The organism is Actinomycetaceae bacterium MB13-C1-2, from assembly GCA_035621235.1.
GTDB lineage: Bacteria > Actinomycetota > Actinomycetes > Actinomycetales > Actinomycetaceae > Scrofimicrobium.
Genome location: CP141731.1, coordinates 324,608 through 346,972 on the forward strand (window position 1 = coordinate 324,608; position 22,365 = coordinate 346,972).

19 protein-coding genes and 3 tRNA genes are annotated in these 22,365 nt (G+C 57.2%); 1 reads left to right on the forward strand and 21 read right to left on the reverse strand.

Annotated elements, in window-relative coordinates:
- Nucleotides 1-259: 259 nt before the first annotated feature.
- From U6G28_01280 to U6G28_01305, 6 genes are all read right to left on the reverse strand, one after another.
- Nucleotides 260-1,522 carry an ROK family transcriptional regulator gene (locus U6G28_01280; protein WRS30356.1) on the reverse strand — a complete coding sequence of 421 codons (1,263 nt, stop codon included), beginning with the start codon at nt 1,520-1,522 and terminating at the stop codon, nt 260-262.
- A 106-nt stretch (nt 1,523-1,628) separates the two neighbouring features.
- Complete coding sequence (gene rpmG, locus U6G28_01285; protein WRS30357.1) at nt 1,629-1,799, reverse strand: 50S ribosomal protein L33; 171 nt, start codon at nt 1,797-1,799, stop codon at nt 1,629-1,631.
- 112 nt (nt 1,800-1,911) lie between these two features.
- Nucleotides 1,912-1,985: transfer RNA gene (locus U6G28_01290), tRNA-Met, on the reverse strand.
- Nucleotides 1,986-2,015: 30 nt separating this feature from the next.
- Nucleotides 2,016-2,088 (reverse strand) — tRNA-Thr (locus tag U6G28_01295).
- A gap of 85 nt (nt 2,089-2,173) precedes the next feature.
- Nucleotides 2,174-2,845, reverse strand: coding sequence for a Crp/Fnr family transcriptional regulator (locus U6G28_01300; GenBank protein WRS30358.1), 672 nt, complete (start codon nt 2,843-2,845; stop codon nt 2,174-2,176).
- Between the two features lie 341 nt (nt 2,846-3,186).
- Nucleotides 3,187-3,268, reverse strand: a tRNA-Tyr gene (locus tag U6G28_01305).
- A gap of 137 nt (nt 3,269-3,405) precedes the next feature.
- Here U6G28_01305 and U6G28_01310 point away from each other — a divergent pair.
- Nucleotides 3,406-3,900 carry a YajQ family cyclic di-GMP-binding protein gene (locus U6G28_01310; protein WRS30359.1) on the forward strand — a complete coding sequence of 165 codons (495 nt, stop codon included), beginning with the start codon at nt 3,406-3,408 and terminating at the stop codon, nt 3,898-3,900.
- Nucleotides 3,901-3,908: 8 nt separating this feature from the next.
- On the opposite strand, the gene U6G28_01315 is transcribed toward U6G28_01310, so the two are convergent.
- The 15 genes from U6G28_01315 to U6G28_01385 form a co-directional block, all read right to left on the reverse strand.
- Nucleotides 3,909-5,402: an FAD-dependent oxidoreductase gene (locus tag U6G28_01315; protein ID WRS30360.1), complete on the reverse strand. Its 1,494-nt coding sequence runs from the start codon at nt 5,400-5,402 to the stop codon at nt 3,909-3,911.
- A 197-nt stretch (nt 5,403-5,599) separates the two neighbouring features.
- The gene (locus U6G28_01320) at nt 5,600-6,613 is read right to left on the reverse strand and encodes a polyprenyl synthetase family protein (protein WRS30361.1); all 1,014 of its coding nucleotides are present in this window, start codon (nt 6,611-6,613) and stop codon (nt 5,600-5,602) included.
- The gene (gene nuoN, locus U6G28_01325; GenBank protein ID WRS30362.1) at nt 6,610-8,187 is read right to left on the reverse strand and encodes an NADH-quinone oxidoreductase subunit NuoN; all 1,578 of its coding nucleotides are present in this window, start codon (nt 8,185-8,187) and stop codon (nt 6,610-6,612) included. Before nuoN ends, U6G28_01320 begins: the two co-directional genes overlap by 4 nt.
- On the reverse strand, nt 8,187-9,758 hold the full coding sequence (locus tag U6G28_01330; GenBank protein ID WRS31170.1) for an NADH-quinone oxidoreductase subunit M: 1,572 nt from the start codon (nt 9,756-9,758) through the stop codon (nt 8,187-8,189). The genes nuoN and U6G28_01330 overlap by 1 nt, the downstream gene beginning before the upstream one ends.
- 24 nt (nt 9,759-9,782) lie before the next feature.
- Complete coding sequence (gene nuoL / locus U6G28_01335; GenBank protein ID WRS31171.1) at nt 9,783-11,678, reverse strand: NADH-quinone oxidoreductase subunit L; 1,896 nt, start codon at nt 11,676-11,678, stop codon at nt 9,783-9,785.
- 95 nt (nt 11,679-11,773) lie between these two features.
- Nucleotides 11,774-12,073 (reverse strand): NADH-quinone oxidoreductase subunit NuoK, encoded by a 300-nt coding sequence (gene nuoK, locus U6G28_01340; GenBank protein ID WRS30363.1) that lies wholly within the window; start codon nt 12,071-12,073, stop codon nt 11,774-11,776.
- A complete protein-coding gene (locus U6G28_01345; GenBank protein ID WRS30364.1) occupies nt 12,070-13,005 on the reverse strand; it encodes an NADH-quinone oxidoreductase subunit J in 936 nt (311 codons plus the stop codon). The genes nuoK and U6G28_01345 overlap by 4 nt, the downstream gene beginning before the upstream one ends.
- Nucleotides 12,998-13,771: an NADH-quinone oxidoreductase subunit NuoI gene (gene nuoI, locus U6G28_01350; GenBank protein ID WRS30365.1), complete on the reverse strand. Its 774-nt coding sequence runs from the start codon at nt 13,769-13,771 to the stop codon at nt 12,998-13,000. The genes U6G28_01345 and nuoI overlap by 8 nt, the downstream gene beginning before the upstream one ends.
- Complete coding sequence (gene nuoH, locus U6G28_01355) at nt 13,764-15,128, reverse strand: NADH-quinone oxidoreductase subunit NuoH (protein WRS30366.1); 1,365 nt, start codon at nt 15,126-15,128, stop codon at nt 13,764-13,766. Before nuoH ends, nuoI begins: the two co-directional genes overlap by 8 nt.
- Nucleotides 15,125-17,722: an NADH-quinone oxidoreductase subunit G gene (locus U6G28_01360; GenBank protein WRS30367.1), complete on the reverse strand. Its 2,598-nt coding sequence runs from the start codon at nt 17,720-17,722 to the stop codon at nt 15,125-15,127. Before U6G28_01360 ends, nuoH begins: the two co-directional genes overlap by 4 nt.
- A complete protein-coding gene (nuoF, locus tag U6G28_01365; protein WRS30368.1) occupies nt 17,719-19,020 on the reverse strand; it encodes an NADH-quinone oxidoreductase subunit NuoF in 1,302 nt (433 codons plus the stop codon). Before nuoF ends, U6G28_01360 begins: the two co-directional genes overlap by 4 nt.
- Nucleotides 19,020-19,718: an NADH-quinone oxidoreductase subunit NuoE gene (gene nuoE, locus U6G28_01370; GenBank protein ID WRS30369.1), complete on the reverse strand. Its 699-nt coding sequence runs from the start codon at nt 19,716-19,718 to the stop codon at nt 19,020-19,022. Before nuoE ends, nuoF begins: the two co-directional genes overlap by 1 nt.
- Nucleotides 19,715-21,070: an NADH-quinone oxidoreductase subunit D gene (locus tag U6G28_01375; GenBank protein ID WRS30370.1), complete on the reverse strand. Its 1,356-nt coding sequence runs from the start codon at nt 21,068-21,070 to the stop codon at nt 19,715-19,717. Before U6G28_01375 ends, nuoE begins: the two co-directional genes overlap by 4 nt.
- Nucleotides 21,070-21,804 (reverse strand): NADH-quinone oxidoreductase subunit C, encoded by a 735-nt coding sequence (locus tag U6G28_01380; protein ID WRS30371.1) that lies wholly within the window; start codon nt 21,802-21,804, stop codon nt 21,070-21,072. The genes U6G28_01375 and U6G28_01380 overlap by 1 nt, the downstream gene beginning before the upstream one ends.
- Nucleotides 21,801-22,355: an NADH-quinone oxidoreductase subunit B family protein gene (locus U6G28_01385; protein ID WRS30372.1), complete on the reverse strand. Its 555-nt coding sequence runs from the start codon at nt 22,353-22,355 to the stop codon at nt 21,801-21,803. Before U6G28_01385 ends, U6G28_01380 begins: the two co-directional genes overlap by 4 nt.
- Between the last annotated feature and the right edge of the window lie 10 nt (nt 22,356-22,365).

The following is a 22,365-nucleotide window of genomic DNA, read 5'->3' on the forward strand; positions in this document are numbered from 1 at the left end:
GGCCGGACGACTCCGCTTCGAGTCGTCACCGTTTGTATGTCTATGAACCGTCTTTGTTCAACGCCAAAACTATTCTTTGTTCAACGCCAAAACTATATGCGTGGATAGAGCACGTCAACCTGTTTCGAGAGAATTGATGCTCGCTGAACGTAACGAAGGGAGCACCGTCGTGGATCAACGACAGGCGAAGCCTGAAAATACGGGGTTTCCGAACGAAATAACCACCGAAAACCAAAAGGTTACAGTTTGGTTACTGCGATCAGTTGAGCTTTACTCCAACACCGTCAGGATCAATCAAACGATCCTGAATTGCCCTGAGCGCAGCACCCCTGGCGGCAAGGTGACCTTGCTGCTCAACAATGAGCACCTGGATTTCCTCGGGTTTTACGACCAGAAGTCGGGAGTCCAGTTCCTTGCGTAATGCGGGCATTAGCCACTGTGCAACCGGCTTCGTCGCATTGCCCAGAACAACAGTGAGAATGTCCAAGAGCTTGATTGCGTTGGCAAGCGCTATCCCAAATGCCCGACCAGCCCTCTCAATGGCTTCATGGGCTTTTGCGTCACCCGCCTCCAACCGACGGGCCATTTCGGCCGGACCGAGCCGCCAGTTAATGTCGGAGGCAGCTGCCATCGAGCGCCACCCCGCGTATGTTTCCAGGCAACCTCGGGCACCACAGTGGCAAAGCGGACCCTCTGGATCCACCGACGTATGCCCGATCTCGCCAGCCCAGCCACACTGGCCGGTCATTTTCGACCCGTCGACAAATATCGCTCCACCAATGCCGGTATCCACAGACAGGTATATGAACGAGGAAGGGGCAACTCCATCCGCTTCCAGTTCGATGGCCGCGCATACCGCTTGGAGGTCTGCATCGTTATACGTGGAGACCGGGCACCCCTCAATGCCCTCGATGTTCATTAGCCCGAAAGGTTCGACATTTCTCCAGTTCAGGTTAGGGGCATAAATAACAGTTCCAGATGGTGCATCGACAATTCCGGGGATTCCTAAAACAACCCCAGCAAGTTCGATAATCCCCTGTTCACGCAGATTTCTAACTAGCTCGTTGGCATGCCGACCAAGTTCGGTAAGTACCTGTTGCGGGTCCGACCTCGCGAAGTCGCCCTCTACGGCAAATGAATCAATGACCTCACCGGAGAGATCTATGGCCATTCCCTGCATGTGGTCAACGTTGACCTCAAGTCCGATGCCAACAACCACCCGAGACGAGGGGAAGAGTGGCGTCGATGGGCGACCCTGCTTCTGCAGTCCATTGGGCGCCTCCTCCTCCACTAGTCCCGCGTCAAGAAGATCCTTGACGAGACGCGAGACCGTAGCACGCGTAAGTCCTGTGCGCGCCGCGACATCTGCCCGACTAAGCCCACCGCCCGCAGCAAAAATCTCAGAGAGTACCAGGGAGAGGTTTGAGGACCGAACGGAGGTCTGATCTACCGCGTTGGCTCCTGTTGCGGCGGTCCCGCGCATTGAGGTAGACCATGTGCCGACAGGCGTAGTCTTCCGCACGCTCGACCTCCCTTCCCACGCATTTTAGCGCTCTGAAACGCAAAGGCCGGGACACCACTATGTGGAACTCCCGGCCTCTTGCGTCTACTGCGTCTATAGCAGGTTCTTAACGCGTCTCACGGTGCACGGTCGAAGTCCTGCAACGCGGGCAGTACTTCTTCAGCTCAAGACGATCCGGGGTGTTGCGACGGTTCTTCTTGGTGATGTAGTTACGCTCTTTGCAATCAGAGCACGCCATGGTGATCTTGGGACGTACGTCGGCAGATTTGCTAGCCACAATGTTTCCTCACGCTTCTAACTTGTTCACCCGGACGGGGTGAACAGACCGAAGAGATTTTATCTCGATCTGTTCTGCGTTCCTCAGTTGAGTGAGGGATTACGCAGCGTCGTAGCGGGGGGGAGACTCGAACTCCCGACCTTACGATTATGAGTCGTACGCTCTAACCGGCTGAGCTACCCCGCCATGATCAACCCGGCGTACCGGCAAGACCAGAGCCCCGAAAGGGAATTGAACCCTTGACCTTCTCCTTACCATGGAGACGCTCTGCCGACTGAGCTATCGGGGCGACTAAAGAACTGTACTTGGAGCGGGTCACTTGCTGCAAACCTACGGGCGCCTCGTGCGTGAAATCACAGGTAAACAGGCCGGAACTAGCCGGTCAAGAGTTCATTCTCTTCGCTTTCCTCAGGCACTTCACTTGCTCTCTTCCGCAGTCTGGAACTGATACGACTCAAGCCCTCGGGCGTTATCCCTAGGTACTGCGCGATGTGCCGCTGCTGCACCGCCGCAACAACCTCGGGTTGTTCTTCAAGCATCAGCTCATACCGTGCCTGCGGCGGCAGTGTCATTTGGCGCCTGAGCTTCTGGACGAAACGGGCGGTGGCGACGGCAGTGGTTGAGGAAATCAACTGGGCCCATGCAACTTCTCGTTCCGCCAGCTTGGCCAACTGCCGCGTATCGAAGCGGGCGACGAGGTATTCGGTGAGGGCGCTTGCACTGTGGGTGGGCGTCTCACCCATCAACTGACTGCGTATTTCCTCGTTCATGTTCATCGAGAGGGGCGGAACATGATCGTATGGGTCAGAGAAGATCAGGTGCAGGCCCGTACTCCCCAACATCTCCTGAGGTCCAATAAAGCCGAGTATGACCTCGTTATGCCCCTTGGACACACTCATTTGACCGAAACCTTGGAGCACTAGGTAGACGTAGGGATGATACTCGCCCTCGACGTAGAACTGGTCCCCCGCCTTGCCCTGCACCAGGACAGTAGATGAAAGCAACTCCTCGGCGTTCCGCAGGTCAACGCCTGCGGTCTGATCCATGAACTTGACGATTTTGTCAAAGAACTGGGGCGGACAGGGTTCTATGCGCACCGCTTCCCCCTCGACTCCCCCTCCATGTTTCGACTGTCTCGGACTACTAACATCGAGCGTTGGCCACGATTCAACGCGCTGGTCACCCTTTTAAACCTCGCTTCAATGCGTGCGCCCTCAACTACGTCTCGGGTCGAAGCTATCAACTGTTAGGTACAAGGTTACCGTCGGGAAGGTAAATTTCATTTGGGGTTTCAATCACGTATAAATATGCCGACTAGCCTTGTTCAGTCGCGCGTTTACACACATCGGCACCGGGTCGTGCTCAGCACCGACCCGGCCCTCTAAGGTGGCGGATGAGGGATTTGAACCCCCGAAGCATTCCGCGGCTGATTTACAGTCAGCTCCCTTTGGCCACTCGGGCAATCCGCCTTACACCAATAACTTGGTGCCGTGGAAGAATATCACCAGCGCGGCTCCAGCTTCAATCTGAGAGGGCCAAATGTGAGCCACCCGTGCATACTGGAGTCAGTAGACGTCCGAGAAACCAAGAATAAAGGAGCATTGACGTGTCCGATTCCTCATTTGACGTGGTCTCAAAACTGGACATGCAAGAGGTGGACAACGCGGTCAACCAGGCGGCGAAAGAAGTGAACCAGAGATACGACTTTAAGGGAGTAGAAGCCAAAATCTCCCTTGTGGGTGAGACCATTGTTATGGAGGCGAACACACCGGAGCGCGTGTACGCAATCCTCGACGTATTGCAGTCAAAGTTGATTCGTCGAGGCGTCTCGCTCAAGGCTCTCGACACCAAGGATCGGGAGCCGGCCGCGTCCGGTAAAATCTACCGTTACGCCGTCCCACTTCTTGAGGGAATCACTCAGGATAACGCGAAGAAAATCACGAAACTGATCCGCGATGAGGGACCCAGGGGTGTCAAGGCGCAAATCCAGGGCGACGAGGTTCGTGTCTCCTCAAAGTCCAGGGATGACCTTCAGGCGATTATCGCCCTGTTGAAAAACGCTGACCTGGACGTGGCACTGCAGTTTGTGAACTACAGGTAGAGCAGAGGCTACTCTGCCACCTCGTAGTCCTTCGGACCTGTGAAGTCATCAAACCTGTCACGCGCGTGAGGCTTGCCTAGCTCGCCAGGGCGTCCGACAAGGTCATGCTCCTCGTCAGTTGCCTCGCCCCGAGCGATAGCCGTCATGGAACTGCGGGAAACGACCTTGACCCTCTCCCGCGATTCTCCTGAGGGAGTCGGACCGTATCCCGCACCGAGCTCACGCTCGTATGCGTCGAGTATCTCCCAGCCATGCCAGGTGGTATACGGAACCTCGCGCGCTTCCAAGAGCTCTTCGATTGGCTCGCTCACCGCTCCGCTGAGAACGCCAGCGTGAGCATCTTCAGCAAGGTTTGCGATGGTCTCTTGAGCATCTGACTTGGTCGAGCCGATCAGACCGATCGGACCGCGCTTGATCCATCCCGTCGCGTAAACGCCGGGGATCGTAACCGTCGATCCGGGTTCAGTGATGACCCGTCCCCCGATGTTCGGAACAACGCCACGAGCAGCGTCAAATGGGATACCCGGAATCGGCGAGGAGTAATAGCCCACCGCACGGTAGACCGCCTGTACCGGCCACTCGGTTCGAACCCCGGTGCCCCTTACGGTTCCATCCCCCACCAGTTCAGTGCGCTCCGTAACCACGGCGCGAACATCCCCGGACTCGTCGGCCAAAATCTCCGCCGGTGCCTCGAACATGTGGATGTGGATACGCCTGGAAGCGTTCAGTTCGTCGGGGTCCTGCGATGCGTACGAGGTGAGGGTTTTTACCACCTGGCGCTGCTGATTTGATGCGCGCATTGCCTCATCCGACCCCTTATCGAAGTCAAAATCCTCCTCAGAGACAATGACATCCACATCGGCCACCTTGCCGAGTTCACGAAGCTCCAATGGGGTGAACTTGACCTGGGCCGGACCACGTCTACCAAAGACGTGCACGTCCGTTACGGGGTTGTTTTTAAGGGTCTCTGCTACGTTCTCCGGGACCTCGGTCGAGATCATCTCAGTGATGTGCTTGGACAGAACGCGGGCTACGTCCAGTGCGACGTTGCCTGCGCCGAAGACCGCAACCTGTTCTGCTTCCAGGGGCCACTCACGAGGGAAGTCCGGATGACCGTCGTACCACGAAACAAAGTCCGCAGCGCCGTACGACTGGGGCAGGTCCACGCCAGGAATTTCTAGACGGGCGTCTCTGTCCGCACCAGTCGCGTAGATAACCGCGTCGTAGCGGTCTTTCAGTTCGTCCGCGGTGACGTCCAAACCGATCTCAACGTTGCCGAACAGGCGGATGTCACCGCGTTGCAGGATCTTGTAGAGCGCGACAATAATCTGCTTGATACGTGGATGGTCAGGCGCCACACCGTAGCGCACCAACCCGTACGGCGCTGGAAGCCTCTCGAACAAATCAATAGAAACGTCTAGATCAGACTTGGAAAGGATGTCGGAGGCATAGATACCGGCCGGGCCCGCGCCCACAACGGCAACTCGAATTGGACTGGTCACTTCGCTCTTTCGACGTATTGATAACGAAACTGCATCAATCCTATCTGTCCTGACTCATGACGACATGTGGCCCTTGCCCCACACTGCTCATAACTGGGCCACCGAACCTGCCCCCGTATGAATCTCCAATCAGATCGGGGCTTCTTCGGGCCGAGAACACGGCGTGTCGTGCCCCGATCTGATTGGCAAACGCAGAATTACGAGGCTCTATCCACCATCAGCATCGCGAAGGCAACCAGGGCGTCCTTGGCGTCGGACTCAGGAAGGGGCTCAAGGAACCCGACGGCGCGATCAGCCCATGCCCGCGCAAGCTGACGAGTCTCCTCTAGAACCTCATGTTCCTTTAGCGCCCCGACAAGCACCGCAAGCGATTCATCCGAGGAGAGATCCCCCTGAAGCATTTCGAGGATCATCCGCCCATCCTCATCTATGGTTCCCTGGGCGGCATGCTTCTTAAGCAGGAGGATTGGCATTGTATCGACACCCTCACGGAGATCGGTCCCCGGCGTCTTCCCGGTGACCTCGGCAGGCGAAGCGATGTCAATAACGTCATCGGCCAGTTGGAAGGCAACTCCAACGGCCTCACCAAAGTCCTCTACCATCTGCGCTACCTCACGGCCCGCGCCGGAGTGAAATGCCCCAAAATGCGCCGCTGTCGCAACCAGAGAGCCAGTCTTGTCAGCAAGAACCTGTAAGTAGAAGTCGACCGGATCATCCTGGCCTCCCGGACCGAACGTTTCATTCAGCTGCCCGACACAGAGCCGTTCGAACATGTGAGCATGGTGTGCAACCGTCTCAGGTCCCAGGTCTGCAATGAGTGCTGAAGCCCGCGCAAACAGCACGTCACCGGCCAAGATCGCCCGATTGTTGCCCCATATTCGCTGAGCCGAATCAACGCCACGACGCGATGGAGCCGAATCCATAACATCATCGTGGTACAGGGACGCCAAGTGCGTGAGCTCGACGGCGGCCGCCGCCTCAATAACTGGCGTCGATAACGCCCGGTGCGGCGCACCGAGTTGACCACAGATTAGGGTCAGAAGCGGACGAAGCCTTTTCCCTCCGGCTTTCGCCAAGTGAGAAGTCAGGTCGTCCACTAGCCCCCTTGATCCGGAAACGGAGGACATCAAGAGTTCTTCGACCGCTTCCAGGCCACCTTCGACGTTTAGTTCAAGGGCGCCCTGAGCCAGTTGCTCACTCACATTGTTCACGGAATCAGAATGGCGATTTGCTCAAAGAAAGACAACAGCGGGCCAGGGAATATGCCAAGAAGCACTGTTGCAATCGCCGTTACCGCCACCACAACTGAGGTCATTCCCTCGGACTCAACTACCTCTACGTCTTCGGCCGGTTCCTTCAGGAACATCGCTGCTACGACGCGGAAATAGAACACCGCTGTCGCAGCCGACGCAACAAGCGCGATAGCGACAAGCCAACCGAGACCGCCCTGAATACCCATCGCGAAGACAACAAACTTTCCGACAAAGCCTGACGTCAGGGGAATCCCCGCGAAGGAGAGGAGGAAGATCAGCATCGCACTCGCCAGCAGAGGAGACTTCTTTGCGAGACCGTTCCAAGAGGAGATGTCCTGTGCCTCATCACCGATTGCCCCCTGGGCGTCTTTCCGGCGAACCAGAGTGACCACCGCGAACGCGCCTATGGTGGCGAGCCCGTAGGCCAATAGATAGAAGGCAATGGAGCCTGCGGAGCCCTTGGCGAGCGAGAGCACGCCGATAAGGACGAATCCCGCATGAGCAATTGATGAGTAAGCCAAAAGCCGCTTGATGTTCTTTTGCACAAGGCCAGCGACAGTTCCGAAGATAATCGTCGCGGCTGCCAATAGTGCAAGGATCAGGGCGAAATCCCACTTCAGGTGACCGGCCACCGAAACATAGAAGCGAAGTAGTGCGCCAAATGCGGCCACCTTTACTCCGGCTGCCATGAATCCAGTGACTGGCGTCGGGGCACCCGAGTAGACGTCTGGGGCCCACTCATGGAACGGGAAGACAGCCACCTTGAAGAGTAGCCCCATCATCACCATCAGTGTTCCGACCAGTAGTAACCAGTCGGCGTTGCCAATAACAGGCAGAGCACTTGCTATGGAACCGAGACGTAGGCTCCCACCGGAGTATCCGTAAAGTAGGGCAGAACCCATAAGGAAGAACGCCGCGGCGAATGATCCCAGGATGAAGTACTTGATGGCGGCTTCTTGTGAGAGGTCTCGACGTCGTCTGGCGGTTGCAGCCAAAATGTACAGCGGCAATGACATAACCTCAAGGGCAACAAACATCGTCAAGAGAGAGTCGCTCGCTGGGAACAGCATCATTCCACCGATGCTGAACAGTGTCAGCGGGAACATCTCGGAGCGCTGGTACTTCTTGGCTACGGTCAGTGCCTCTTCGCCCGAAGCAGGACGGTCAGAGGGTTGTCCAGCAAACGCACCGTCTCGAACCTCGGAGCGATCTGCCATAACCAGCACTGCTAGAACCCCCAGCAGGGTAACGATCATTTGAAGAGCGACAGTGAGGGTGTCGTTTACATACTCGCCGACAACTCCCGGAGCACTAAGTGCACCGCTCCATTGGAGCGCCGTTAGGACAAAAGCGCCAACAAGCACCAGTACGGTCCAGATGATGCCAACTGTTCGACGGTGCTTTGCCGGAACAAACGCCTCAAGCAGAACACCCACCACAGCGCCGCCCAAAACCACCATTACCGGGACCAAGGGCCACCAGTTGATTGTTGGAGCAGTGAACTCGGTAGCAAGAGGAATAAGCGTATTCACTAGTTGCTCCCTTCAACATCGTGGGCCACAGAGGCGGAAGAAACCTGCATTGGGGCCTGCTCAGAAATCTGATTCAAGGAACCGACCAGCGGAGCCGACCATATGCCCAGGACAACTGTTGCTGCCAGGATCGGCGCGACAATCCACTTCTGCCGCCCCGTCAAATCTGGTACGTCGGATAGCTTCGGATTGACTCGGCCCGTGAAAATGCGCTGGTAAGGCATGAGGATGTACATGGCCGCCAGTAGCACACCAAGAACAGCAAAGATCGCCAGTGGGATCGAGACCTTGTACGTTCCCATCAGGACCAGATATTCAGGGACAAAGCCCGACAGTCCCGGCAGTGCGATCGAGGCCAGCCCGGCGAATAGCCAGGTTCCCGCAAGAACCGGGGTAACCTGCTGCATTCCGCCGTATTCGTATACCGACGAGGTCTTGCCCCGATCAATAAGCCATCCGGAGATGAAGAACAGCGCGGCAATTGACAGACCGTGCGCAACCATAAAGAACATGGCACCAGTGAGCGCGATATCCGAACCGATGAAGATTCCAAGGATCATAAAACCGAAGTGCGAGATCGAGGTGAACGCGACCAGTCGCAATAGGTTCTTCTGCCCATTCGCAGCAAAACCGCCCCAGAGTATCGAGACGACCGCCAGGATCAGTACCGTTGGTCGCACCGCGTCGATTGCCCCAGGGAGCATGAACAGCAGGATTACGACCATTCCGTAGGTGCCGATCTTGTCGAGAATACCGACCAATAGAACAGAGGTGCTGGGCCGGGCCTCGGCGGCAGTGTCGGGCAGCCAAGTGTGCACCGGAACCATCGGCGCCTTGATCGCGAACGCAATCAATATCGGAATGAAGATGGCTAGTTGAACCCCGAACGGAAGGCCGGGCAGCGTCTGGCGCAGGTCGGAGTAACGGAACGTGGCGCCGTCTCCGGCCCCGACGTTTGCCAGGATCACAATGATGCCGCCCAGCATGACCAGACCGCCGAGCAACGAGTAAATCAGGAACTTCATCGCGGCCCGCTGGCGATTCTCGCCACGGCCGAACCTACCGATCATGAAGAACAGCGGGATCAGCATGGCCTCGAAGGCGATGTAGAACACCACAAGGTCGAACGCAGCAAAAATGATCACGATGAAGGCGTAGAGCAACATGACCAGTGCCGAGTAGCCCGCACTGCGGTCCGTCCCCTCCTCATCATCTGTCACGTCCGCCAACACCAAGATCACCAGTGAGGCGGTAAGCAGGAGCATCACCAGTCCAAGCACGTTGAGTCCCAAAGACCACGTGATTCCTACCTGTGGAATCCAGTAGTAGGACTCTACGAACTGGGTGGTGCCAGCAGTCGACCAATCAAAGGTAAAGGCCAGTGCCACAAAACCAACCAGCATGGCTACCGACGACCAGAGCGCGATCTTGCGACCATGTTCGCGTAACGGCTTTACCAGCCAGATTAGAGCGGATACCAGGGCCGGAAATAGCACCATCAGGGAAAGCCAGGGCCCCGACGAAGGCGTAACGTCCTGGAGTAAAGCCTGGGCGCTGGGAATCAGATTCATAGTCTGCACGTTTCTCCTTTGGGCCTAGAGCCTGAATCCGAGGACTACGGCCAGGATTATGACGATACCGCCGAGCATGTATCCGGCGTAGGACCGCAGGTAACCGGTCTCAGTCCAGGAGGCAGCTCGACCAAACCAAGTTGCCAGCTTCCCGACTCCGTTTACCGCACCGTCGATACCGTACTTATCGGCAGCGGTAACGCCCTTCATAACGGCCACTGACGGTGCCATCGCAACTGCCTCATTGAACTGGTCTTGATAAAAGTCTGCGCGCACCGCATTCGTGAAGGTATTGCCCGCAGGGATCGCCTCCGGTACTGGTTCTTTCGCGTACATCCACCAAGCCAGCAGCGCGGCAGCGACAACAAGAACCAGGGTGATTATCTGAATTGCCAGCACCGGCATCACCGGCTCAGCGTGGACGGTCGAGCCGATCGCAGGCGTGAGCCAGTTGATGAAAGTATCATTTATCGCCAGCAGACCACCGAGGCACAAAGAGAACACCGCCAGAATAATCATCGGAACTGTCATTATCGGTTTCGATTCGTGCGGGTGCATGGGGCCTCCGTCAACGTCGTCCGTCCAGCGCGCTTTGCCTGAGAACGTCATGAAGAAGAGTCGAGACATGTAGAACGAAGTCAGTCCGGCTGCGAACATCGTGACCAACCCGAAGACCCAACCGATCCATGGCACGTCAGCATTACCAAAGTTTCCGGTCGCGAACGCCGCCTCAATGATTCGGTCCTTTGACCAGTACCCGGAGAAGGGTGCAATTCCTAAGATTGCAAGCCAGCCGGCCATAAACGTCAGCCATGTGACAGTCATGAACTTTTTCAGTCCACCGAATCGGCGCATGTTGACCTGGTCGTTCATCGAGTGCATAACCGAACCAGCGCCGAGGAACATTAGTGACTTGAAGAAGCCGTGGACAAACAGGTGGAAGATTGCGAATGCCCAACCGATCGGGCCCAGTCCGGCACCGAGCATCATGTATCCAACCTGCGACATTGTTGAGGCAGCTAGAGCTTTCTTGATGTCATCCTTGGCCATACCAATGATGGCTCCGAGTAGCAGCGTCACCAACCCGACCACGGCGACAGCGCTCATTGCAATCGGCGCGGCAAGGAACACGGCTCCCGAGCGAACAATGAGGTAGACACCGGCCGTAACCATCGTTGCCGCGTGAATCAGAGCCGAGACCGGAGTGGGACCGGCCATCGCGTCACCAAGCCATGCCTGCAGCGGATACTGGGCTGACTTTCCGCAGGCGGCCACGAGCAGGAAGACACCGATGACGGTGGCATTGCCCTGACCGACGCTAGCGATCCCTTGGTTCACCACCGTGAAGTCAGTAGAACTGAAGTAGGCGACCATTGCCATCATGGCAATCAAGAAACCGACATCGCCAACGCGGTTCATAATGAATGCCTTCTTGGCGGCAGTCGCATTTGCGGGAATATGGTTCCAAAACCCGATCAGCAGGTACGAGCACAGGCCCACACCCTCCCAGCCGAGGAAGATCATCGTGTAGGAATCGCCCATGACCAAGATCAGCATTGCAGCAATGAACAGGGCCATGTAAGCGAAGAAGCGACGTCGGTTCGGATCATGTTCCATGTATCCAACCGAATAGACCATGATCAGTGAACCGACGAACGTCACCAGCATTAGGAAGGTCATTGACAGGGGATCGATGAGAATTCCGAAGTCCACGTTGAGCGAGCCTGCGGGCATCCAGCTAAACAGTGTTGTCTGGAATCGCCTCTCACTCGGCGCGGCCTGAAGCATCTGGATCAGGATTGCCAGTCCCAGTCCAAAGCTAAACCACGAGGCGGCGACAGCCAGCCAGTGCCCCCACTTGTCCGACCTGCGTCCAAGCAGCAAGAGGATTCCAGCCACTACGGCCGGTACCACGAACATAAGCCATGCAAAAGCGGCGGGTCCGGTCGCGACTTGATAGTCAACCGGAGCAGTCCACTCGGCCCCGGCGCAGAGTATTGCGTTCACTTATCCCCCTAGTTCCGCAGTGCCGTAGCTTCGTCGAGGTCCGTTGAGGCACGGGACTTGAAGATCTCCACCACAATCGACAGGCCAACCACGACTTCAGCCGCTGCCACGACCATCACGAAGAAGGCCATGACCTGACCACCGACATCGCCGAAAACACGCGCGAACGCGATGAATACCAGGTTTGCCGAGTTAAGCATCAGTTCGACGCCGAGAATCGAGATAATCGTGGACTTGCGGACAACGACGGTCACCGCTCCGATCGAGAACAGCACCATCGCCAATGCGATGTAGTACGCGAGGCTCACTTCTGATCCTCCAGATCTTCCTTGCGAACCTGATTCAGGCCCGTCGGTGCAGCTTCGCCACGCATACCCCATGCCTTGGACTGTTGCACCTTCACATCATTTCCCCAGCGGCTAACAGCGCGATCTTTCCCGCGTGCCAGACGAAGGGCTTCCGCGATTCCCGGTTCGACCTCGTGAAGTGGCTTCTCAAGGCCTCGCAACTTTAAGACCCTCGGAATCGACTCTTCAGCAACCTCAAGAGTGTCGCCTGCGATCGCCGGGTTGTCCACCGCATTGGAAGTCGCATAAACACCGGGAGACGGAAGCTGCCCGATGTGTCGACCCTTGTTCTTGTATGCGGTCATTCGCGCTCTTGCGACACTGCGCTGCGAAAGCTTGGGGCTTAGTTGATCAGAGTGAGTCAGAAGGACCGCGCCAATTGCGGCGGTAATCAACAGAGCTGCCGTTACCTGTATGGTCATCCAGTGCTCTTGGAACAGATTGGCTGCTAGCGCCGTAATCGGTTCATTCGAGTAGGGATCGAATGGCATTTTTCCAGGTCCGGGAACCTTCGAGGCAAACACTGCCGAAACCAGGAGCACGGCCAGTCCCAGGCCACCAAGAATCGCAGCAATGATGTAACCCCGTCGTTGCTCCATGTAACCATCGGACGCCCCCACGCCAATCATCATGATGACAAAGAGGAACAGCATCAAAATCGCGCCCGTGTACACAATCACTTGGACGGCTCCATTGAACGGAGCTTGAAGCATGAAGAAGACAATGGCCATGCCAATCATGACCAGGACCATTGAAAGGACAGCGTAGGCAGCCTTCTTGAAGAAAAGTAGGCCCAGTGCCCCTGCCACCATAAAGGCGGCGGTGATCCAGAACAGCGCAGCTTCTCCCGCGCTACCCATCTGGGGCCATCCCAGAGAGGCCACGTCAGTCATCGGAGCCCTCCTTCGCATTTGTGCGTGCATCAATCGGGCGTGCAGTCTCAAGCGACGGATCGTCAGGGCGGTGTTGTTTCACCCAGTCAATCTGTTCCTGGGTCGAACCCTTGACCTCGCCCTCGTAATAGTCGATGTCGCTCATTCCCTCAACCATCGGGTGTGGGGCGGCGACAGCGCCCTGCGGAAGAGGAGCGAGAAGCATGTCCTTGTCATAGATGTCATCAAGACGCGTGTATTCCGCCAACTCGAAGTCATCACCCATGGTCAGCGCCCGCGTTGGGCAGGCTTCAATGCAGAACCCGCAAAAGATACAACGTAAGTAGTTGATCTGGTAGACGCGCCCGTATCGTTCGCCTGGAGAATGCTGTTCTTCGGGGGTATTTGACGCTGCCTCGACGAGGATGGCGTCAGCGGGACACGCCCAAGCACAGAGTTCGCAACCAATGCACTTTTCGAGGCCGTCCTCGTACAGGTTCAGGTGGTGACGGCCATGGAAACGAGGTTGTAGTTGCGCCGGTTCAAACGGATACTGTTCCGTCTCCGCCTTGCGGAACATGGAAGAGAAGGTGACACCGTATCCGGCGGCGGGCGCGAGCAGAGAACCGATGGGGCCGCGGGGATCGTGCTCGTATAGGAGCTCACCCTCCCCAGACGTCTTTTCTGGCTCGACAAGCTCCTTATCGGCATCTACCCCAGCCTGAAGATCCTGAGCAACGTCCTCAAGATCCTGCTGCTCTTCACGCCTCTTACTCTGGTCACTCATTAGTAGCCTCCAGGGTTTCTCCCGCGTCGATTTGCGGCGCGTCATCCGGGACAGTCCCATCGGTCGTGACGGCAACCTTGATCCGACCGGCACGAGGCGACGGTGGAAGGGTCTGACCAGGAAGAGGCGGCACCGGATAGCCGCCCGCGAATGCATCGAATGGTTCTTCTGGGTCAAACGCCGCACCGGAGTCCTTGTCGTCGCCGCCGAGTAGATACACAATGACGGCGATCAAGATGACAACACCAATCAGCAGGGCAACCATCAACAGAAGTGAATCGGGCACCCAGAGCTGAACGCCTCGAAGCAGCGCCACAATGACGATCCAGCCCAGTGCGATTGGAAGTAGCCCCTTCCATCCCAGGTTCATGAACTGGTCGTACCTGAACCGGAGCAGTGTGCCACGAGTCCAAATAATCGCAAACATCAAGACCCAGATCTTGAGGATGATCCAGAACATGCCCCACCAGCCATCATTGATTCCATCAATGTGACTGAATGGCCATGGCGCATGCCAGCCGCCGAGGAACATTGTTGTTGCCACGGCGGAGACGTTGACCATGTTGATGTATTCGGCCAGGTAATACCAGCCGAACTTCATTGATGAGTACTCGGTCATGTGGCCGGCAACGATTTCTCCCTCAGCCTCGGGAAGGTCGAAGGGGAGACGGTTGATCTCACCGACCATCGAAATGAGGTAGACGATGAATGCCGGAAGTAGTGCAAAGGCCCACCAGGTCCGCGACTGCGCAAGAACAATCTCAGAGGTGGACATCGAACCGGACATAAGGAATACAGAGACCAGCGCCATGCCCATGGAAAGCTCATATGAGATGACCTGAGCGGAGGAACGCACCGCGCCGTAGAGCGGAAGAGTCGATCTGGCCGACCAACCGCCCAGGACGATGCCATACAGCCCGAGCGAAGTGATCGCCAAAATATACAGGGCCGCGACCGGCGTGTCCGCCAGTTGCAACGGCGTTGAGTGACCAAACATATGGACGTTGGGTCCAAAAGGAATTACCGCCAGGACAGAGAAGGCCGAGAATGCCATAATCACCGGGGCCAGGAAGTAGAGGAACTTATCTGAACGTTTGGTCCAGATGTCCTCTTTGAACATCATTTTTCCAGCATCCGCCAGCGCTTGGAACAACCCCAAAGGTCCAGCGACGTTTGGCCCCTTACGAGTCTGCATCAAGCCGAGGCTGCGACGTTCCACCCACAGCGCCATGATCACGGAGACGATCAAGAACAAGATCAGGAAGATTGCTTTGATCAGCGCCAGCCACCAGGTGTCATCGGAGTAGTCCGCGACCTGGTACTCGGGGACCCCCGCAGAGATCAGGGTTGAAATCACGACGCCACCTTCCTGTCTTTCGCCGCAGAGACCACGGTGACCGAAACCGACGAACCCGCGGGACCCAGATCCTGGTTGATTCCGTTACCAACAGAGCACTCGGGAACCCAGATAACGCCATCGGGAAGTTCGCCTACCTCAACTGGAAGCCGCATCGTTCCGCGTTCACCGACGATGGCGACCCTGTCGTCCTCGTCAGCTCCGATCTTCTCGAGTGAGGTCTGGGAAACTAAGGCTACGGGCTTCCGTGCCGCGAGGCGAAGGTCATTCGCCCCGTCAATCATGCGACCCAAGTCGACCATTACCTTATGGGAGGCGAGGACAAAGTCAGCTCCGCCGTTCTCGCCTTTCTGCGCCTTCACCGTCGGAGACTCGGCCCTGGAACCCTTCCAAATCATTAGTGGGTTAACTTCAGAGTAGAGGTCTGTAAGAGAGTCGACCTTCAGGTCATATCCCATTTCGGTGGCGATCATTCCAAGCACCACTCGTTCAGGCTGAGTACGCGAGGCGATCGCCTGACCAAACGGACGAAGCCGTCCTTCCCAGTTGATGAAGGTTCCGTTCCTCTCGACCGGGGGAGCCACCGGGAACACCACGTCGGCTTCCTCGGTAACGTCAGTTCTTCGCACCTCGAAAGCCACAACGAACGGAGCCGTCTTGATCGCCGCTTTGGCGGTCTCAGGATCTCTCCAGTCTCGAAGATCGAGGCCACCCGTGATCAGGGCACCAATCTTGCCGCTCTTCGCCTGTGCCAAAATCTGTTCAGCATCGAGTCCACGCGTGTCCGGGATGTCTCCCCAACCCAGTGATTCCCGGGCCTCAGCGTCCGCAACCTGTCGTCCAAAGGGGAGAAGCCCCGGCAACAAGCCTGCGTCGACTCCGCCTCGATCGCCTGCCCGCCTTGGAATCCACTGAAGATCCGCACCCGTTGCCGAAGCGAGCTTTGCGACGGCAGAAAGCAGACCGGGAACACGGGCCGCACGCTCACCGACCAGGATTACCCCGCCCTCTTTCAGCGCGCTAAAGACCTCCTTGTGACCGCCGCGAGCGCTGATCTTGCTGACCACATCTGCTTCCGTCCCCGGAACAGCCGACAGAAGAGAGGCCCCAAGTTTTTCGCTGCCACGGGTCATCAGCGGAGCGACAGTAGCGACCGAAAGGGTGCCAGCAGTGAATCCCTTGCGTAGGCGAAGGAACAGTGAGCCGCACTCGTCCTCGGGCTCCAGAGCAACCAGAAGGACCTGGCTAGCTTTCTCAACGTCCTCGTAAGTCGTCCCGAGTCCACGTCCGGCTACCAACGATCCGAGGAACTGCTCCTCTTCCTCGCTTGCGTTTGACACGCGCCAACGGGAGTCGACGTTGTTGGTCCGAAGGACCGTCCGAGCGAACTTCGAGTAGGCCCAGGCATCCTCAAACGACACTCGGCCACCGGTAAGAACGCCGACGCCCTCACCGGAGTTGACGGCCTTCGAAAGTCCCTTGGCGGCGCGGTCGACTGCGTCGGACCACGAAGTAGCGACCAACTCGCCATTCTCGCGGACCAGAGGCATCGTCAAACGATCAGACTGCCGATACCAGGGGAAAGCAAAGCGATCCTTATCAGTAATCCACTCCTCGTTCACCTCGGGATCATTCTGCGATAGCTTCCTCTTTACTTCGCCGCGACGGACATCGACGCGAACCGCTGAGCCGGAAGCATCGTGTTCGGCGATAGCCGGAGTCGAAGTCAGATCGAACGGGCGCGCCTGGAATCGATAGGTATTCGAGGTCAGAGCACCGACCGGGCAAATCTGGATGATGTTACCTGAGAAATATGATCCGAAAGTACGATCCGCCTGGTCCTTCTCAGAGGTCTTGAGAGGACCTGAGTAGACCGAAGAGATAATGCCCTCTTGCCCATATGGGCCGGAGATATCGGTGTGCTCAGGGGACTTGATGCCATCCACGTGGAACCCAAGGACCTCGGCGTCAAATGTTCCAATCTGCTCCGCCATGAACTGGTGTTCGTCGATTGGAGATGAGCCACCCCCACGTCCCTGCAGATCGATAAACGCGTCGCCGGGAATTTCCTTGGCGAAACGAACACATCGCTGGCAAAGAATACAACGATCGCGGTCGAGCAGAATCTGGGTGGTCAGACGCATTGGCTTCGGATACACGCGCTTTACGCCCGTGAACCGAGAGTCTGTTCGTCCCTCGGACATTGCCTGATTCTGCAGTGGGCACTCGCCGCCCTTGTCACAGATGGGACAGTCGAGAGGGTGATTAAGGAGTAGGAACTCCATAACTCCCTCTTGCGCCTTCGCCGCCACCTCGGATGTGCGCTGAGTCTTGACCACCATTCCTGGTGAGACCTCGATAGCACACGAGGGTTGCGGCTTGGGCATCATCCGGAGGTTTCCATCGCGATCCGGGGTTCCGACCTCAACCAAACACTGACGGCACGCCGCCACCGGCTTTAGTAGAGGGTGGTCGCAGAAGCGGGGAATCCGGATTCCGACCTGCTCCGCAGCGCGAATGATGAGTGTTCCAGGGTCGGCCTGAACCTCCACGTCATCAATGGTGAGGACGACCTTGTCAGCTAGCGCGGTCATCGAACACCTCCCTTGGCAAGAATTGTTGAGTGTTCATACGGGAAGAGTTCCCAAGCTGGCGTCGTAAGCCCTGCCTCAAACTCATCGCGGAACAGTGAGATTGCCGATCTGACTGGGGTAGCTGCCGCGTCACCAAGGGCACAGAACGAACGGCCAAAGATGTTCGATGCGACCTCATTAAGTAAATCAATGTCTCCAGGCTTGCCCTTTCCGGCTTCCAGACGCAACATGATCTGCTTCATCCAATAAGTGCCCTCGCGACACGGGGTGCATTTGCCGCACGACTCATGCTGATAGAACTCAGTCCACATACGGACGACACGAACCACGGAAGTAGTCTCATCAAAAACCTGAAGTGCACGGGTACCGAGCATAGAACCCGCCGCCGCAACTCCCTCATAGTCGAGCGGGACGTCCAGGTCCTTCTCGGTGAACAACGGCGTTGACGAGCCACCAGGAGTCCAGAACTTAAGCTGGTGTCCGTCGCGGATCCCACCACTGAACTCCAAGAGTTCTCGCATGGTGACGCCGAACGGTGCTTCATATTGACCGGGCTGATTGACGTGGCCCGAGACAGAGAAGATACCGCACCCCTGCGAACGTTCAGTTCCCATCGAGGCGTACCAGGGTGCCGAGTTACGAAAGACCAAGGCAACATCAGAGATGGTCTCAACGTTATTGACGACAGAGGGGCGGGCGTAGAGCCCGGCGACTGCCGGGAAAGGCGGCTTCAGACGGGGGTGTCCCCTGCGCCCTTCGAGTGAGTCGAGTAGCGCAGTCTCCTCGCCACAGATGTAGGCACCTGCACCGGCGTGCGCAGTGATCTTCAGATCGCCGAGCAGGCCGGCCTCGGTTGCTTCATTAATGGCGTTCATCAGCCGGCGATACACGTGGACTACCTCGCCACGAAGATAAACAAATGCATGCTCGCAACGAATCGCCCGAGAGGCAATGGCAATACCCTCGACCAGCAGGTGCGGGTCAGCCATAAGTAGCGGCATATCCTTGCAGGTTCCCGGTTCGGACTCGTCGGCGTTGACCACAAGGTAACGAGGCATTCCGTCGTCAGGTGGAAGGAATGACCACTTCATTCCTGCGGGGAAGCCGGCACCACCTCGACCTCGGATTCCAGCGTCTTTCACCGTTTGGGTGATGTCGGCCGGCTCCATTGCGTTCGCCTTCTTCAATCCCTCGTATGCACCGTTTGCCAGTGCGGCCTTGAGGGTCCACGACTCGGGCTTGTCCCAGTTTTTGGTAAGAGCCGGGGTCAGCGGATCGGCCTTGGTGAACTCAACCATTACTTGTTCCCCTCGCCCTTCTCAGCGCTCGCCCCGACTGGAACTGGAGCCGTCCAATCATGCTCGGCAGCAACTCGTAGTCCCTGGAAAGTGGCGTAGCCGCCACTCGGTCCCTGGTTGGCCAGGCCATCAGGGAATCCGGCCAGCGTATGCGAAACTTCCTTGAACGTGTGTACCTCGTCCGGGCCACGGCTCGGGGTGACCGGCCGCCCTTCACGAATGTCTTCTACCAATTGCTTTGCCGACTGGGGGGTCTGGTTGTCGAAGAACTCCCAGTTCACCATAATGACCGGCGCGTAATCACACGCGGCGTTGCACTCAAGGCGTTCGAGGGTTATCTTCCCGTCCTCGGTGGTCTCGTCGTGTCCGATCTGCAGTTCCTCGGACAGTTCCTCAAAAATCTGCTCTCCGCCCAAAACACCGCAGAGGGCGTTGGTGCAAACACCGACGTTGTATTCACCGTTCGGATGCCGCTTGAACTGAGTGTAGAAAGTTGCCACGGCCGACACTTCAGGTTGGCTGATATCCAACAGCTCTGAACAAAACGCAATCCCGTCGCGGCTGACATAACCATCCTCTGACTGCACCAGATGCAGCATCGGAATCAACGCGGAGCGAGCATGCCCGCTCGGGTACCGGGAAATGATCTCGGCTGCTTGCTCGCGCAGACGAGCATCAACTTCACTCGTGTACGTCATCGGTCCACCCCTCCCGCCACCGGGTCAAGCGAGGCAAGCGTTACAACTACGTCCGCCAATTGGCCTCCCTCGGTCGACATAGATAGAGACTGAAGATTATTGAACGAGGGATCACGGAAATGTACGCGGAACGGCCTGGTTCCACCGGCCGAAACCACGTGTACGCCCTGAATTCCCTTCGCGTGTTCGATCTCAATATACGTTTGGCCAGCGGGAACCTTGAATCCCTCGGTCGCCAACTTGAAATGGTGAATCAGCGATTCCATCGACTGACCCATGATCTTCGCGATGTGCGCGGGGTTGTTTCCCTGACCGTCAGGTCCAACTGTTAGCTGGCTAGGCCATGCAATCGACTTATCCTGAATCATCACCGGCGCCCCCTCGGTCTCATCAAGGCGACGCAGAACCTGTTCAACGATTCTCAGCGACTGGTAGCACTCATCAAAGCGAACCAAAACGCGGTTGTACGCGTCGGACGAGTCGTACGTCGGAACGTCAAACTCATAGTCTTCGTACCCACAGTACGGAGCGTCCTTACGCAGGTCCGTTGGAAGTCCTCCGGCTCGAAGCGCGGGTCCGGTCAGGCTGAGCGCCATCATGGCTTCCATTGGCAGATAACCAACACCGATGAAGCGCTTCTTGAAGATCGGGTTCTGCAGGGTTAAGTCCTGAAGCTCTCCCACGTCGCGACGCACCTTCGGAAGCAATGAACGAACATAGTCCGTTGTTCCCTCGGGTAAATCGAGTGGCACACCGCCGGGGCGGACATAGCCGTGGTTCATCCGCAGACCAGTGATGCGTTCAAAGATCCGTAAGATTTCCTCACGTCCACGGAACGCAATGGTCATCATGGTGGTAGCACCGAGCTCGTTGCCACCGGTTCCAATCGCGACTATGTGCGAAGCAATGCGATTCAGTTCCATGAGTAGAACGCGGATCAGCGTCGCACGCTCCGGAATCTGATCGGTAACGCCAAGAAGCTTCTCAACCGCCAGACAGTACGCAACCTCTTGGAAGAACGGAGCAACGTAGTCCATGCGGGTCACGAACGTGGTCCCCTGAGTCCAGTTGCGGAACTCCATATTCTTTTCGATACCGGTGTGCAGATATCCGATGTCTACTCGAGTGTCACGCACCATTTCGCCGTCGAGTTCCAGGATGAGGCGGATAACGCCGTGCGTTGACGGGTGAACCGGACCCATGTTGAGAACGACACGTTCGGAAGAAATTCGGCGGATCTCTTCGATCACGTCCTCCCAGTCGCCCCCCTGAGCCATTACCTCTGGGAAATCCTCAAGAGAGGGTTCTGATCCCCCCTGGGTAGCAAAGAAGGCACTTGCAGATGTTGCCATCAGTTGTAAGACCTCCGTGTGTCGACCGGCGGGACGGTAGCTCCGCGGTATTCGATTGGGACTCCACCGAGCGGGTAGTCCTTGCGTTGCGGGTGCCCCACCCAATCATGAGGCATCTCAATTCGAGTCAGCGAGGGATGCCCATCGAAGACGATCCCCATCAGGTCCCATGCCTCACGCTCGGGCCAGTCATTGCCCGGGTAGATAGGAACGATAGAGGGAATGTGCGGGTCATCGTCGGGGCACGCAACATCGAGGAAGATCGTCCGATTGTGGGTGAACGAGCGCAGTGGGTAGAGCCCGTGTAACTCTCTTCCTACGTCTCCGGGGTAGTTCACCGCAGAGACTCCGAGGCACATTTCAAAGCGTAGGTCTTGATCATCACGCAGTTGCTGAGCGACGAACGGAAGGTGTTGTCTTGCCACGTAGATGATTAGTTCTCCACTTGGGTTGACGACTACCTTTTCGATGACCTCGTCAGTTTTTAGGCCAGCCTCGGCGATCAGTTCTTCGAGGACGTCAACGGCCTCATCGAACCATGAACCGTATGGGCGAGGCGAAGCGCCTGGAAGAGTGAAGGTCTGTACAAGGCCGCCGAATCCGGTGGTGTCACCGTCGTCCTGCACCCCGAACGCGCCGTGACGCACCGAGATCACCTCTGGGCCTGCGAACCTGGACGCAGGAACCTGTAGTTCTCCGCCTGCGTCGGGGCCCACGTACTCAACGTCGCTCATGCAAGAAGTCCCTTCATCTGGTGAGTCGGGGTGGCGGCAAGAGCCGCTGCCTCGGCCTTACGCGCGATCTCCTCACGGTGCACACCAAGCGGCTCATTGCCGATCTGCTCGCGGAGCGTAAGAACTGCATGGATTAGCGCTTCAGGGCGAGGAGGACAACCGGGAAGATAGACATCCACGGGGACGATGTGGTCGCACCCTTGAACAATGGCGTAGTTGTTGAACATTCCGCCAGAGGAAGCACACGCGCCCATCGAGATAACCCACTTGGGTTCCGGCATCGCATCGTAAACGCGCCTGATCACGGGGGCCATTTTCTGGCTCACTCGACCCGAGACAATCATAAGATCGGCGTGACGCGGAGATGCCCGGAACACTTCTAGGCCAAAACGAGCCATATCAAAACGAGGTGTTCCACCAGCCATCATTTCAATCGCGCAGCAGGCAAGACCCATGGTGACCGGGAACTGACTGTGCTTGCGAGCCAGACCAACCACCTTCTCGACGCTGGTAAGCCCGATTCCAGCAGGAAGCTTTTCTTCAATACCCATCGAAATCTCC